The sequence below is a fragment of the Mesorhizobium sp. B2-4-18 genome (assembly GCF_006441385.1).
Lineage (GTDB): Bacteria > Pseudomonadota > Alphaproteobacteria > Rhizobiales > Rhizobiaceae > Mesorhizobium > Mesorhizobium australicum.
In genome coordinates, this window is record NZ_VFUW01000002.1 from 257,865 (window position 1) to 271,617 (window position 13,753).

Below are 13,753 nucleotides of genomic sequence, written 5' to 3' on the forward strand. Positions count from 1 at the left end.
TAGGCTTTTCGTAGTGAGTTAGCTACTTCCATCTTGTTCGACTAGGCGGGCTGTCTGGGGATCGTAACGGAACTTGGTAATAGAACCGTCCCGTATCTTCTCAACTGCCTGGTCCACCGCCGACAATGGAACGAAATACCATTCCCTCGGCTTCACCGGATTGCCGAAACGATCTTCGATTGTCAGGTCGAGGCGGGCTGGCGCGAATATGCGATGCAGCAGGTTTTCCAGCCTAGTCCGGTTGATGTTGAAAAGCTTGTAGGTGGCTACGACATCGACATCCGCGAGCAGATAGGTTGCGTCCAGCGCGGCGTGAGCAATCCGCGTCTCGACCTTTCCGCCGGTGACACCAATCTTGTGAATGAGTTCCCTGTGCGGCGCGATCCCTGGGTGATCCGATTTGCTCCGAAGGACATAGATCGTCCCGCTTTCGAGGTCGTCTCCATCGGCGACGTTGCCAAAAAGTGGTCCTGCTGACGGATCGGTGATGCGCCGGCCCGCATCATCGCGATGAAGCGCGCGCTGAAGCGAGCGCAGCAACACGTCACTTTCGGTGCCATTGTCATAGATGACGCGCAGGCGGCTATCGCGCCGCTCATACTCGGTCCTGAACTCCTCGCCGACTTCCGCGACATAGGCGACCTGGCCACCGACGATGAAGAACTCCCCTTTCTTGATCTCGGCCATCGTCTGGAAGGGGCGGCTTTCGCGCAGGCCTGATTGAAGGTCGGCCTTTACCTGCTCGAACAGCGGCCTGAACTTGTCGAAGTCCTTGCACGGCGTGCGATTGGCGATTTCCTCGGCGGCGCGCTTCTCTGCCGTGGCGCGGACGTGCCGAAGTTCGGTGATGTCAGATGACCCGGCCGCACCGCCCAATTCGGCCAGCAATTCGTCTTCGTCCATCGTCTCCACGGGCACGGCGGCGACGGACTCTGCCCCGGCAAGAAGCCCCTGCCGGTCGAGCGGCACGAGAAGCGAACGGCACTCCTCTAGCGCGCGCAAGCGGTCGAGGCGCACAGCATAAACCCGCTCGAAGATATCCCGGTCCTCGCCATGCTGCGGCGCGCGGTCGTGCTGTTCGGCGAAGCGCTGGATTTCCTCAAAGCCGGCGATGATGCGTTCCTCGCGCGGCGAACGGCCGCCCTTCTTCTCCGGGACGGCGAAGTCGTCGAGTTCGGCGCGCAGGTCATCGAGGTCGAGGTCACTCATAGCGGCCCTCGTCCTTGTATCTGACAAAGGCGGCGGCCCCTTCCGCCATGCGCTTCTCCCAGGCGTCGGTCGAACTGATGGACGGGAGCCGTCCCCGTTCCTTCTTGAACTTCACCGCACGCACTGCAAGTTCCTTGGCCTCCTCCGGCGTCAGGCTCGTGCGCTTACCGGCGATGGCCGCCGCAACCTGTTTCAGGCTGTCCTCGCTCATGGTCTTGGCCAGAATGGCATACGCCTCGCCGAACGGATTGATACGGTCGATCAGGTCTATGTCGAGTTCGCGCACATCCATTGCAAACTTGCGCACGCCGTCGATCAGAGCGGTGTTGGATGGCGGCTCGTTGTCGCCACCGCCGCCAAGTGCGATCTGCTTGGCTTGCTGCGTCAGGTTGAGGGCAGCGATGGCGTGCTGGCGCACGGCCTCCTGGTCCTCCTCGCCGAGCCCCGGGTACTTGTCCTTGATGATCTTGCCCAAGCGAACCTGGGTCAATTCCTCCGGAACAAGCTCCTCATCGAACAGACCGCGCTCGATTGCGGTTTTGTCCTGCACGAAGGCGGCAATGACCTCATTCAGATCTTCTCGGCAGATACGCTGCCCCTCTTTGCTCGTCGGCTCGGCAAGGCCCTTAATCTCGATCTGAAACTCGCCGGTGTTTTCATTGAAGCCGACATTGCACTTGTTCGGGTCGTAACCGCCCTCGCCGTAGTTGAAACCTGGCGTTGGCCCGCTCGTCGGGTTCTTCGGCTTGAACTCGAAACGTGGTGCAAGCACCTGTTCCATCAACAGGCTGGCAGCGATGGCCTTAAGGGTATCGTTGACTGCCTCGGTAACGGCCTCCTCGGAAGCATCCGGTTCGGCGATCAGATTGGTGAAACGGGCGCGGGTCTTGCCGGGCGCGTCGCGGGTCGCGCGGCCGATGATCTGCACGATCTCGGTCAGGCTCGACCGATAGCCGACGGTGAGCGCATGTTCGCACCAAATCCAATCGAAGCCTTCCTTGGCCATGCCAAGGGCGATGATGATGTCCACATGGTCGCGGTTGTTCTTCTGGCCGGGGTCTTTCAGCGCGGCAGATACCTTGTCCCGCTTGGCGGGGTCATCGTCGACAAGATCGGCGATGCGCAGCACGCGGGCGTCTTTCGCCTTGACCAACTGGAAGCCGGTGGCGGGGTCCGTCCCTTGCCACGCGCCCAATTCCTCAATGATATGCTCCACCTCCCTGATCTTGTCCTTCGTGCTTTCGCGCGAATTGACGGAAGGGATGTGAATTATGGTCTTTTCGGCGGGGTCAAGGACTCGGAGAATGTCGTCGGCATAGGGGCCGGAATAAAAGAAATAGCCGATGTCGAGCGATTTCAGATATTCGTAACCGTTTAGCTGCTCGTAATAGGTGTAGGTGACGGTATCGAACTTCTCCTCGTCCTGCGGGGCGAGAACGGGCACTGCGTCGCCACGGAAATAGGAACCGGTCATGGCGACGATATGCACCTTGTCGCGGGCAATGAGTTGCCCAAGATGCTGGCCGAGCCTGCTTTCCGGATCGGCGGAAACATGGTGGAATTCATCCACAGCGATCAGCCGGTCGTCGAACTTCTCGATGCCGAACTTCTCTACGGCGAAACGGAAGGTCGCATGGGTGCAGACCAACACCGTGTCGTCGCCTTCCAGAAAGACGCCAAGGGAATTGACCTTGCCGCCATTGTCCGAGCCGGGGGCGTTGCAAAGATTCCATTTCGGCTCGACGGTCCAGTCAGCCCAAAAGCCGAACTTGCTCAGCGGCTCGTCATTGAAGCTCGCCCCGATGGATTTCTCCGGCACGACAATAATCGCCTGCTTCAAGCCCTGATTGGTCAGCTTGTCGAGGGCGATGAACATAAGCGCTCGACTCTTACCTGACGCGGGCGGCGACTTGATGAGCAGATATTGTTCGCCGCGCTTTTCATAGGCGCGCTCCTGCATCGGGCGCATTCCAAGCGCGTTGGCCTTGGTCGAAGAACCGTTGCGAGCGTAGGAGACCGAAACGGACGGGACTATTTTCTTTTCGTCGATCACGCGCTTGCCCTTGCCCTTCCCCTCGCTGCCGCCTTCGGCGAAGCGGCCATTTTTGTATAAAGTTCAAACAGCTTCTCCAGCCGCTCGGTGTCGTTGCGGAACCGACGGCCGATATAGATGCGCTCCAGCACCTCATCGTTGTGCTCGTGTGCCTCGCGCAAGTCTGCGGGCATGTTCTCAGGGTCATACAGGTCGGCGATGGTAGCCGGGAAATGCTCCTCGCGCGCTAGCAGGATGCCCTCGGAGCAGCGGGTCAAATCGGCCTTGTTCTTGTCGGTGAGCGTCGGAACCGGAAAGGTATTCCAGCCGAGAGTATTTGAGTAGGAAAAGTCGGTTCGCATCCGCGCGCAAACAGTCCCTATCCAAACTAAGTGGAGGCGGGACACGATAAGCGCCATATTCCAAAGCGGGGCATCGTAGAGCGCATAGCACTTGTGACCGACAATGTAGTCGCTACTTATAATATCAGCAGGTAGGTATGGCCTACTTTGCGAGCTTATTGCAGGCATCACAATAGCGTGGTGGATAGCTTCGAATTGTTCCCGAAACATATGCGGCTTGGACGCCAACGCCTGTGCGGACTTGTCATGCGCAATTTTTGTTCTTGCATCGGTGACGCTCTGTAGACGTTTCTGTATCGGCGGAACGTGAGTTGTCAGAGGTAGATCAGCGTCGGTCATCCAAAGACATTTCCGAGGAAGTCCAGAAGTTACTTCCCTCGCGCCAAGGAAATTTCGAAAAAGTGGCGCAGAGACTGGCCAACTTTCGACAATTGACGCAGCCTCGGCGCGCGTCAGCAAGAGGTCAACGCCATAATAGGTGTGGTTGCCAAATTGCATTGCTGCCCTCTCATCCGGCGCACTCGGCGACGGGATCACCTCTACATTTGGTCCCGGCACCAAGTACCCGTTTATGTTGGGAACAGACCTGACGGACACTCCTCCTTTCTCGACCTCAGAAAACAGTCTCCGCGTTGAAGCTGGATGGTTGGAGATTCCGACGATGACAACAGTCACGCCCGCATTGTGGCTAGCCAGATTCGCCCATTCGAAAGATGTATGAGCAAAAGCGATCTCATGTTTGGTCGAAAAAATCAGCGACCAAAGGGTGTCGACCTGTCTTCCTTGGCAAATCGAGTTCGTTGACACGAAAGCAGCGACGGTAGGCGTCTTGCTTCCATAGTCAGCCGCCTTCATGAACCAACCAGCCACGTAATCCAGTTGCTTCCAATTCTTCGTGCGCCCGTCAAATATGGCCTTTAGATCGGACTTCTGGTCCTCGGTCTGCCACTGATTACCTCTGTAAGGTGGATTGCCGCAGATATAGGTCTCCCCTCCCTCATTCTCAAAGTCGATCTGTGCCTGGTCGAGCGGCGTGTGAAACAGGTCTTCCGCGTAGTGCTTCACGCCCGTGCCGGTGGGCGAACAGATGCTCAGCCAGTCCAGCCGCAAGGCATTGCCGCAGGTAATCCAGTTCTGCGCGTTGAGCGGCAGGAACTCAGCCAAGGCAAGTTTCTGCCCGCGATAGAGCACGTCCGCCTGGTATTCAGCGATGATGAGCGCTAACCGCGCCACCTCGGCCGGGAAGTCGCGGAGTTCAATCCCGCGAAAATTGGTGAGGGGGATTTCCGAGGCGCGATCCGGCTCGCCGCGCCGGTTGTTGATTTCGGCCTCGATGGCGCGCATTCCTTGTAGGCTATAACCAGAAAATTCCCCGATCCGCACGCTGGGTCGAAGACCCGGATTTTGCTCATGCGCTTGCGCAAGTTCAGCAACATGCGGGGGTTATCGCCAGCTTCCGTCAGCCGCTCCCGTAAATCGTCGAGGAACAGCGGATTTAGCACTTTCAGGATGTTCGGGACGCTGGTGTAGTGCATGCCAAGCGCGCCGCGCTCCTCGTCGTCGGCGACGGCCTGTATCATCGACCCAAAGATGTCCGGGTTGATCTTGGTCCAGTCGAGGTTGCCAATATGGAGAAGGTAAGAGCGTGCGATCCGGCTGAAACGCGGCACATCCAGGCTGCCGGAGAACAGCCCGCCATTCACATAGGGGAAGACGTTGGCCCAACGTGGCAGGTTGGTGGCGGCGCGGCCCTCGATCTTCGTGTTCATGGCGCGGAACAATTCGCCGATCACCTTGTGGGTATCGGACGAATCCCGCGCGCTCATCTGCTCGATGGTGGCGGTGAATAGGCCGGCACCGTGGAAGATATCGGTGTCTTCGGCGAAGAAGCAGAAGATCAGCCGCGCCATGAAATGATTCATGTCGGGGCGGCGCTCGGCTGTCCCCCAATCGGGATTATCCTTCAGAAGTTCAACGTAGAGCCGGTTGAGGCGGCTCGTGGCACGGATATCGAATGAGCTTTCGCGGACCTGCTTCACGGTGGTGATGCCCGCGAGCGAGAGGAAGAATCCGAAGTGATCCGGGAAATCGGTGTAGGCGCAGGCAACTGTCTCGCCTGTGTCCAATTCCTCGGCCTCGAAGTCCGCCCCGTCCGTCGCGAGGATGAAACGCGCTTTCGCCTTTACCGTGGCGGGGCTAGCCTTCAGTGCAGCCAGGGTTTTCGTGACCTGACCCGGCGCGCATACCGCAATGTGAATGTGGTTCCGCTGCAGAACACCGCCAAGGTCGGAGCTATTCGATACACCCGCCCGCAGCTTCTTGATCGTCGTTTCCTTGTTGCCGAAGGCTTGCAGGAAGGCGAACGGAAACTCGCCGCCATCGAACGGCTGATCGGCCAAGGCCGATATGGCTTCTTCGATCTCGACTGCGTTCAACGAGCGCCCCTCCGAAGTCAAATCGGCTCAGTGAAGAATCACCGAAATGCCGACTGTCCTCCTGTTATCTCACCAGTCTTTTCTATCAAAAGACGCCGCTCCACAATGCTCCTGCCAAGTCGGCCAATCATGCCGCAAATCGGTTGCTCTCGATCAACGGCTCAAGGAGTGCGCCTCGTCGGGATGGGCGGCGGTTGAGGTCCTGCATATCCGCAGTTTAGAGCGCCACGGCACGCAGGCACCGGTCACAGACGGGATTTTGTTGCCTGCCGTTTAACTAATGCCGACGGATGTGCCGTTGTTTATACGATAGACCTCCGGCAGCCAGTATCGGAAGCGTTAGAGCGAGCCGTGAAGCGAGAGACTTGCTGACCACCGGATCAGGTCGTTCGGCTATTTTATGGATGGCTCTGTCCGAGTCTGAACAATCCCCTTCTGGCGCTTCTTCAGGTCGTCGGCGAGTAGCCGCAAGTGCCTCTCGATCAGGCAAAGAGCGGCGAGCGCTCCGCAGATGATCGAAGCGGCAGCGAAGCCTACAATCGCACCGAAAATGACACCGGCCTTGGGCAGGTAAGCGTTACCCCATAGACCGCCGGCCCCGATGATGATCAGCGCTATAAAGACGTTCATGGTCGACAGCATGTTGACGAGTGCTCGGCTCATTGTCTCCCCCTAAATTTGCTTTGCCCGGCAGCGGTAGTGCCACCTGCAATATCTAATTTTTGGATAATCCGGATATCGGATTACCGGCGGGTTGATCACTGGTCAACCGTTCAATGCCGAAGTCGGTCCACTCCACGCGCCACAAGATGGTTGCAGCCGCGCTGGCCAGTCAGCGGCGGGCAAAAGGGATGTCGCAGGCGGAGGTCGCAAAGATTCTCGGCAGACATCAGCCATTCGTTGCGAATATCGAAAGCGGCGAGCGCCGGGTCGATCTCGTTGAACTCTTGGAAATCGCGAAGATCATCGATTTGGACGTGGTTGCTCTGGTGCGCGACCTCCAACGCAGCCCAGATTGACGCTCCCAGCGAGCGAGGAAATGTGCACGGACTAATATCCTCGACCCTTGTGACTTTTAGAAGGCGCAAACTATTTGCCAACCGGTCCCACCCTTGGCGATAGGGTTGTGGCGGGCCGTGCTAGCCACGCTGAACAGTAGCAATCTTGTTCGGAGGGAAAGGGACCCTCCGGAAAATATCGACGATATGAGCCCCGTGCTGAGCGCGCAGTGTTAAGGCCAAGTCAATCGGCTTCATAGGGAGTGCGCAAAACCACTCCTCGCCGGTTACGGCGTACCTTTCTACGACCCGGTTCCAGGGATCGGGGTGCCGGAACCGGCGATGCAAGGCCATGTGAAGTGACCGGCAGATCGGATAGGGTGACCATGGGGAGTAATAGTCCTCGCAATGCATCTGGAGCATTTCGGTCGAACCCGAGATTGAGCATTGCCGGGGCTTTGCCCACCAACCATTGTCGATGATGTGGTGTATGAGTTGCCAGCCGCGAACTCGCTCTTCATGAGTGAAACCATTGTAGTCAGGCATTCGTGGCCACTTCCATTCCGGCAGGCCAGCGGGTTCGAAGAGGCTCATAGTTTTTGCAACCGGATTCAAAATCTGATGGAGTCAGCGATGGTTTCGCTAATCATTGTGCTAAACAAAACGCAATGCAGAATCAAGGCAACTTATTGATTTTTATTGACATTGTTTTATTGATGGCTCTGGCCCGGGGAGCCAATTTCTCAAAAGACCTCTCTGCCTGCCATCGTCGGCACCACGCGACATAGTGGGGTTCGCCGTGGCTGTGACCCGTCCTGCTAACCCGTATGGGACTGCGGGCAGCGACACCTCTGGGCAGTGCCGCTGCCGTTGTCGCAGCTAGGCGGCCACCCCACCGCGGCCAGATTTGGTGCCGCTCATCCAGGGCAGCGGAGCAAGCGGCTCCTGCAGCATCTTGACGGACCTCGCGAACCCAGCGACGGCATCGCGCGCGACCGAGAGTGATATCTGGCCATCGTAAGCACGCTGGCAAGCCCGGAAGGCCGTTTCGAAAATCGGCCCTCGACGCTCCCGCGGCCACTCGTCCAGGAAATCGAATGCATCCTCAAGGCTTCCTATTTCTTGGATGAACTGGCCATCCTTGACTAACACCGGTCGATCGAACGTCCTGTCGCCCATATAGTCCTCCATTCGGTTGAGGGTGTTCGTTTGCTTCAGCTTTTCACGCGACGGCATGCTCAGGCTCCGCGAACATGCCGCCATCCCCACACCTGGGTGGGACACCGGCATATGCCGGAACCGGCGGCGGATCATCGTCGTCGTCATCTCGCCAGGGGTACCGCAGCCAGTTGCGCCTGGTTTTGTTGCGACGCTGGTCTGAGGACGGACTGCGATCAAACGGTGCCCTGGCCGTCGGCTTGCGCGCAATCTCGTCCAGGGTGTGGAGCGCACGAAGAATCTCGCTGACCTGCGCCATCGCACCGTTGTCCAATTGACGCAGGGTTGGATTGTCAGGAACCGCATGGGCGTCCGAGGCCCAGAAGGCGAGCAGAGCCCTCTTCTCGCCGATCGTCATGTTCTCGTTCAGGACGTCCTCGGGCGTACGCAGCGCAGCGAATTCCGCTGCGTAATCCGTCGGTTTGGATTCATGAAAACTGTAAGCTTGGGATCTCATCTCCGTTCTCCGCGATCTGTGCCTCCCGGCCGAGCCGGGAGGCGGACCACAGACTGAGGTTTCTTGTATCAGGCCACCTTGCGTTGCGGCTCGGCATCCACATCTATGGACTGCTTGTTGCCGCCATCCTGAAGCGGAACCGCTGCGGCGTTGGAACCGATCTCGATGCGCCGGGGCTTGAGTTCCTCGGGCACTTCGCGGACCAGGTCCACCGACAGCAGGCCATTATGAATATTGGCCGCCTTGACCTTGACGTGGTCTGCAAGTTTGAACACCTGCTTGAAGTTACCTATCGCCAGGCCCCGGTGGAGGATCTCCCGATGTTGCTGATCGGGCTTTCTCTGTCCGATGACGGACAATTCAGGGCCGTTCTGCACAAGTTCCACTTCGTCGAGACCGAAGCCGGCGACGGCCATCGTGATACGATAGTCGTTGTCGCCATTCTTCTCGATGTTGTAGGGCGGCCAGTCGGAGCGCACGCTGTTTTCGAGCATGTCGAAGAGCCGGTCGAAGCCGACCGTGGTGCGGTAAAGAGGCGAATAATCAAAGCTTCTCATAGCCATATCCTCCGTGAAGCAACATGGTTTACGGGTCGCCGCAGCGCCGCCGCGACGCGGGATGTCGAGCCGAAGCCTCGACGGAAAACGATCTGGGAATCACGATTTTTTTATTCAAGAGGTCGCCCGAAATTTTTTTGAAGCGGCACTGCGGCCATTCCTGACCGGGCATGCATCAGGCCTTGCGGCGACAGCCTTCCGGTTGGAAGCGGGTGAGGAATATAGCCGGGTGGTGGATCAACCGCCCGTGCAAATGCACACCAGGTTCGGCCTCTGGTCACGAGCGGCTTGCACGCCGCCGCCGCCGCGCGATAGATGCGTCGGTCAAGGGAGGACATCATGCGGAAAATCCTGGCATCGGTATTGCTGCTCACGGCAGCATCGTTCGCGACCGGCGCTCATGCGCTGGACAGCAGCGGAACCCCAGTCGTCGTGACGCCACTCGCATCACGTACCACCACTGCATCCGGGCAGCCGATCACGCTGCCGCGGAAGAACGTGCAGGTGCTGGTCTCGACCTATGACATCGCGCCCGGCGCGACCTTGCCGGTCCATCGCCATCCCTTCCCGCGCTACGCCTATGTCCAGGCCGGAACGCTGAAGGTCACGAATGTCGAAACCGGCAACAGCAACACCTACAAGACTGGCGATTTCATCATCGAAATGATCGGGCAGTGGCACCAGGCCACCAACATTGGCGACGGGCCGGTCAAGCTCCTGGTGATCGATCAGGTCGAGGAAGGCGCCAAGAATACCGAATTGCCACAGTAGCCACCAGGTTGCATAGGTGCTCCCGGCGGGGCGGGAAGGCAATGCGCCGCCCGCCCCCTCGCCTCGTGGACCCAGCCCCCCATGTGAACCCGGCGCTCAGCCCCAGGCGCCAACCGGCTGCCGGGTCGTCGCGTTCAGCCTATTGAAGGCGTTGATCAGGGCGATCTGGATGACCAGTGCGGCAAGGGCCTTCTCGTCATAATGCCGGGCCGCCTCCTCCCAGATATCGTCCGGCACCGCGTCCGGTCGGTCGGCGAGCCTTGTGCCGGCTTCTGCCAGCGCCAATGCCGCGCGTTCGGCGTCGGTGAAATAAGGCGTTTCCCTCCAGGCAGCGAGGGCAAAGATGCGCTCTTCCTTCTCGCCGGCTTTCTTGAGCTCGCGCGCGTGCATGTCGACGCAGACGCTGCAGCTGTTGATCTGACTGGCGCGCAGATGCACGAGCTTGCGTGTCACATAGGGCAGGTCCGCTGCCTCGGTCGACTTGTCCAGCGCCAGAAACGCCTGCAGGGCGCCTGGGATGAGCATCACCGGGCTCTTGATTCTCGCTTGCATGTGTCTTCTCCTTTTGAACTGTTCTCCGGGCGTGCTTTCCCGGCCCGGACGCCTCGCATCCAGGGTTTCGACTTGATGGAACTGTTAGCTGCCTGCCGGGTGTCAGGTCTGTTTTGAGGTAACCTGTTCGAGCCGTTCGAGAATGCGCGGCCAGCCGCTTCCCATGCCGATATAGCCACGCTCGTCGGCGGGCCGAAATCCCGACTGCTCCATTCGCACCCGGGTCGCCATCCCCTCGGGTGTCAGTAACCACGTCACCACGGTTTTCAACCCGCTGTCCGATTCCGTCCCATCGCCCCAGCTATAAGCCAGCAGCCGCGGCGCCTCGACTTTCAGCACCATGCAGTTCGTCACCCCGGACCACCCGGGAACTGGTGTCGCACGGAATGTGAAGCGATGCCCCTCTTGGGCAGCGAAATCATTCTGCATGAGCCATTCGCCGACGAGTGCCGGCACGGTCAGTGCTCGCCATATCTTTTCCGCCGAATATGGAATCAGCCTTTCGACGACGATCGATTTGGTTTCCGTCATGCCTTGCTCCTCTCGTTGCTGTCGTGGTGCCACGCGCAAAATCATAACCCATCAGCTATGTATAACCCATAACCCTGCAGTTATGTGACTGTCAAGAATGGAATCTGCCGTCTGGTCCAAGTGGCGGCGTAGCGTTCACGCTTCCGCGCCAGGCGCCCGGGTGCTAGGGCTTGCGCAACACCATGGATTGGATCGCCCCTTGACCCCAAAAATTCGCCCGCCGCTTATAGAAATCTGTGTCGAAGGCATTGATGGCCTGCTCGCCGCGCAGGCCGCCGGAGCCGACCGGGTCGAACTCTGCGCCAGCCTTGTCGAAGGCGGCACCACGCCGAGCCTCGGCACCGTGCGCGCCGCTCTCGACCAGGCGACCGTGCCCTTTCATGTCATGGTGCGGCCGCGCGGCGGGGATTTTCTCTACAGCGAGACCGAATACCGTTCGATGCTTGCCGACGTCGCCGCGCTTCGCGAGCTCGGCGTGCCCGGCGTGGTGTTCGGCTGCCTGAACGCCGACGGCGCCATCGACGAGCAGCGCATGCGCGAATTGACAGAGGCGGCGGGCCCCTTGAACGTCACCTGCCACCGCGCCTTCGATATGACTCGCGATCCGGCCGAAGCCCTGGAAGCGCTGATCCGCTGCAGGGTTGGCCGCGTGCTGACCAGCGGCCAGCGCGACACCGCGATCGAAGGCCTGGCATTGCTGCAAGAGCTGGTCCTGCTGGCCGGCGAGCGCATCATCATCCTCGGTTGCGGCGGGCTCGATCTCGGCAATATCGCCGAGGTGCGCGCAAGGACTGGCCTGGCCGAAATGCACTTCGCCGCCCTCAAGGACGTGTCGAGCGCCATGCGCTACCGCAATCCGAAGGTCGGCATGGGCGGCTCCGATCTCGACCGCGAATATCGCAACACGCTGACCGATACAGCGCTGGTGGCGGCGACAATCGCGGCGGCCAAGGCATGACCTCGCCCATAGACCGCATTGCGCAGGCCGACGAAGCGGCAATACTGGCGCTCAACAACGAGCACGCCGCCGAATTGTCGTGGCTTGAAGCCGAACGGCTGTCGTTCCTGCTCGCCGAGGCCTTTTACGCGCGCCGCATCGGCGATCTCGAAGCCTTCATCATGACCTTCGACCAGGATGCCAACTACGACAGCCCGAACTTCGTCTGGTTTCGCGAGCGTTACATCAGCTTCATCTATGTCGACCGCGTCGTCGTGGCGGCGCACGCAAGAGGCCGCGGCCATGCTCGCCGGCTCTATCGGGACCTGTTCGACCATGCGCGGAGCGCCGGTCACGCGCTGGTCACCTGCGAGGTCAACACCGACCCGCCCAACCCCGCCTCGGATGCCTTCCACGCCGCACTCGGCTTCGCCGAAGTCGGCGACGCGGTGATCCACGGCGGCAAGAAAGCGGTGCGCTATTACGTCAGGCAGATCGCCACCTGATCGGCGGCACCCGCCGACTCACCTGGACGTTGCGCCACCCCCAAAAACAGCTAAGCGCTATCTGACGAAAAGGGACACCTCGCGGTCGTACGGCTATCGTCTGGCCACCATCAAAACAATCGGGCGGCTCACCAATTGCGGTTGAGCCATTCGCGTGCTGGGCGCTCGATCAGGTAGTAGCTGCAGAGCGCGCAGGCAAAAACCCCGGCCAGCATCGGCCATGGATTGCTGCCCTGCTCGTAGACGAATTTGTAGAAGGGCTGCTGCCACAGATAGAGCGAATATGACCATAGACCCAGCGTCGTCATCGGCAGGGACGACAGCCATCCGGACAAGAACCGCGTGCTGAAATCCAGCGCGTTGACGGCAATCGCCAGCAATGGCACCGCGGCCAGGTAGTGGATCGGTGTCGGTACCGAGTCCATGAACAGGCAAACCGCGCCGACGGCCGCCGCAACGGCGACATAAGGCCCCTTCAGCAAGGTCGGCAGCTTGCCGTCCGCTTTGAGCAGGCAGATCGCGGCCGACAGCAGGATCGAGGCGATGTGCACGTCGGTGCGCCAGTACGTGGTCTCATAATCCATGTGCAGGAACCAGTAGGAAACCGCGCCATTGACCATGGCCAGCAGAGCCAGGACCAGCAGCAGCGGGATGACACGGCTGCGGCTGGCAACGACCGCGCTGATCGCCGCCAGGATGATATAGGCATGCTCTTCGATGCAGAGCGACCAGATGTGGTCGAGCGCGCCAGCCCGATTCAGGAGAATTCCGGCATAGTTGTAGGTGAAGGTGAGTGCCGTCAGGGCCGCCTTCCATTTGAAGGCGATGAACGTGCCTGAGAGCGCGACCATGGCGACGACGACAAAGACCAGAAGCGCCGGATAGATGCGCGAGAACCGGCGTTTGAAAAATTTCTTCAGCGGATAGCGTTCGATGAACAGGATTTCGGCCATCAGCCGGCCGCTGAGCACGAAGAAGAATTCGACGCCCAGCACGCCCAGATTGATCCCGGGAACGGGAAAAAAATGCCCGATCAGCACGAGAGCGATCGACAGACCGCGCCAGCCATCGAGATAGGCCAGTCTTGTCCTGGCCGGTCGCTCGACGATCGCTCGGGGCGGAACCAAATGGGTCGCGGAAATTTCGGACATGCCGATCCCTTCGCATTGTAATGCGAAAGGCACGGCT

Annotated in this window: 13 protein-coding genes and 1 pseudogene; 4 read left to right on the top strand and 10 right to left on the bottom strand. The window is 59.7% G+C overall.

All coding sequences use genetic code 11. The annotated features are described in order from the left end of the window. Window positions 1-18: 18 nt before the first annotated feature. The 4 genes and pseudogenes from FJ527_RS04790 to FJ527_RS04805 form a co-directional block, all read right to left on the bottom strand. Window positions 19-1,209 carry a GIY-YIG nuclease family protein gene (locus FJ527_RS04790; RefSeq protein WP_140821959.1) on the bottom strand — a complete coding sequence of 397 codons (1,191 nt, stop codon included), beginning with the start codon at window positions 1,207-1,209 and terminating at the stop codon, window positions 19-21. Next, the gene (locus FJ527_RS04795) at window positions 1,202-3,262 is read right to left on the bottom strand and encodes a DEAD/DEAH box helicase (protein ID WP_140821961.1); all 2,061 of its coding nucleotides are present in this window, start codon (window positions 3,260-3,262) and stop codon (window positions 1,202-1,204) included. Before FJ527_RS04795 ends, FJ527_RS04790 begins: the two co-directional genes overlap by 8 nt. Then, window positions 3,259-6,038, bottom strand: a pseudogene (locus tag FJ527_RS04800) (DNA methyltransferase). The gene FJ527_RS04795 and the pseudogene FJ527_RS04800 overlap by 4 nt, the downstream one beginning before the upstream one ends. 393 nt (window positions 6,039-6,431) lie before the next feature. Beyond that, window positions 6,432-6,701, bottom strand: coding sequence for a hypothetical protein (locus FJ527_RS04805; RefSeq protein ID WP_140821963.1), 270 nt, complete (start codon window positions 6,699-6,701; stop codon window positions 6,432-6,434). 113 nt (window positions 6,702-6,814) lie between these two features. On the opposite strand from FJ527_RS04805, the gene FJ527_RS04810 reads away from it, so the two are divergent. Then, window positions 6,815-7,057: a helix-turn-helix transcriptional regulator gene (locus FJ527_RS04810; protein WP_140821965.1), complete on the top strand. Its 243-nt coding sequence runs from the start codon at window positions 6,815-6,817 to the stop codon at window positions 7,055-7,057. 858 nt (window positions 7,058-7,915) lie between these two features. Here the strand turns inward: FJ527_RS04810 and FJ527_RS04815 are convergent. The 3 genes from FJ527_RS04815 to FJ527_RS04825 form a co-directional block, all read right to left on the bottom strand. Further along, window positions 7,916-8,215, bottom strand: a complete 300-nt coding sequence (locus tag FJ527_RS04815) for a DUF982 domain-containing protein (protein ID WP_140822392.1) — start codon at window positions 8,213-8,215, stop codon at window positions 7,916-7,918. A 43-nt stretch (window positions 8,216-8,258) separates the two neighbouring features. After that, window positions 8,259-8,711 carry a hypothetical protein gene (locus FJ527_RS04820; protein ID WP_140616047.1) on the bottom strand — a complete coding sequence of 151 codons (453 nt, stop codon included), beginning with the start codon at window positions 8,709-8,711 and terminating at the stop codon, window positions 8,259-8,261. 68 nt (window positions 8,712-8,779) lie between these two features. Beyond that, window positions 8,780-9,268: an Hsp20 family protein gene (locus FJ527_RS04825; protein WP_140616045.1), complete on the bottom strand. Its 489-nt coding sequence runs from the start codon at window positions 9,266-9,268 to the stop codon at window positions 8,780-8,782. A gap of 339 nt (window positions 9,269-9,607) precedes the next feature. Between FJ527_RS04825 and FJ527_RS04830 the strand changes: the two genes are divergently transcribed. Next, window positions 9,608-10,039 (top strand): cupin domain-containing protein, encoded by a 432-nt coding sequence (locus tag FJ527_RS04830; RefSeq protein WP_140821967.1) that lies wholly within the window; start codon window positions 9,608-9,610, stop codon window positions 10,037-10,039. A 96-nt stretch (window positions 10,040-10,135) separates the two neighbouring features. Here FJ527_RS04830 and FJ527_RS04835 read toward each other — a convergent pair whose 3' ends face one another. Beyond that, window positions 10,136-10,591, bottom strand: coding sequence for a carboxymuconolactone decarboxylase family protein (locus FJ527_RS04835; protein ID WP_015317509.1), 456 nt, complete (start codon window positions 10,589-10,591; stop codon window positions 10,136-10,138). A 102-nt stretch (window positions 10,592-10,693) separates the two neighbouring features. After that, window positions 10,694-11,122, bottom strand: coding sequence for an SRPBCC domain-containing protein (locus FJ527_RS04840; protein ID WP_015317508.1), 429 nt, complete (start codon window positions 11,120-11,122; stop codon window positions 10,694-10,696). Between the two features lie 199 nt (window positions 11,123-11,321). Here FJ527_RS04840 and FJ527_RS04845 point away from each other — a divergent pair, with 199 nt between their 5' ends. Both FJ527_RS04845 and FJ527_RS04850 read left to right on the top strand, forming a co-directional pair. Next, window positions 11,322-12,080 carry a copper homeostasis protein CutC gene (locus FJ527_RS04845; protein ID WP_181166280.1) on the top strand — a complete coding sequence of 253 codons (759 nt, stop codon included), beginning with the start codon at window positions 11,322-11,324 and terminating at the stop codon, window positions 12,078-12,080. Next, entirely contained in the window at window positions 12,077-12,565 is a 489-nt protein-coding gene (locus FJ527_RS04850; RefSeq protein WP_140821971.1) for a GNAT family N-acetyltransferase, read from the top strand. The genes FJ527_RS04845 and FJ527_RS04850 overlap by 4 nt, the downstream gene beginning before the upstream one ends. Window positions 12,566-12,693: 128 nt before the next feature. Here FJ527_RS04850 and FJ527_RS04855 read toward each other — a convergent pair whose 3' ends face one another. After that, a complete protein-coding gene (locus FJ527_RS04855) occupies window positions 12,694-13,716 on the bottom strand; it encodes an acyltransferase (RefSeq protein ID WP_140821973.1) in 1,023 nt (340 codons plus the stop codon). Window positions 13,717-13,753 lie beyond the last annotated feature (37 nt).

Excerpts from the sequence above, each read along its gene's own strand:
- FJ527_RS04850 (WP_140821971.1), top strand. The coding sequence starts at position 12,077 with ATGACCTCGCCCATAGACCGCATTGCGCAGGCCGACGAAGCGGCAATA.
- FJ527_RS04835 (WP_015317509.1), bottom strand. The coding sequence starts at position 10,591 with ATGCAAGCGAGAATCAAGAGCCCGGTGATGCTCATCCCAGGCGCCCTG.
- FJ527_RS04815 (WP_140822392.1), bottom strand. The coding sequence starts at position 8,215 with ATGGGCGACAGGACGTTCGATCGACCGGTGTTAGTCAAGGATGGCCAG.
- FJ527_RS04825 (WP_140616045.1), bottom strand. The coding sequence starts at position 9,268 with ATGAGAAGCTTTGATTATTCGCCTCTTTACCGCACCACGGTCGGCTTC.
- FJ527_RS04820 (WP_140616047.1), bottom strand. The coding sequence starts at position 8,711 with ATGAGATCCCAAGCTTACAGTTTTCATGAATCCAAACCGACGGATTAC.
- FJ527_RS04790 (WP_140821959.1), bottom strand. The coding sequence starts at position 1,209 with ATGAGTGACCTCGACCTCGATGACCTGCGCGCCGAACTCGACGACTTC.
- FJ527_RS04805 (WP_140821963.1), bottom strand. The coding sequence starts at position 6,701 with ATGAGCCGAGCACTCGTCAACATGCTGTCGACCATGAACGTCTTTATA.
- FJ527_RS04840 (WP_015317508.1), bottom strand. The coding sequence starts at position 11,122 with ATGACGGAAACCAAATCGATCGTCGTCGAAAGGCTGATTCCATATTCG.
- FJ527_RS04810 (WP_140821965.1), top strand. The coding sequence starts at position 6,815 with ATGCCGAAGTCGGTCCACTCCACGCGCCACAAGATGGTTGCAGCCGCG.
- FJ527_RS04830 (WP_140821967.1), top strand. The coding sequence starts at position 9,608 with ATGCGGAAAATCCTGGCATCGGTATTGCTGCTCACGGCAGCATCGTTC.
- FJ527_RS04855 (WP_140821973.1), bottom strand. The coding sequence starts at position 13,716 with ATGTCCGAAATTTCCGCGACCCATTTGGTTCCGCCCCGAGCGATCGTC.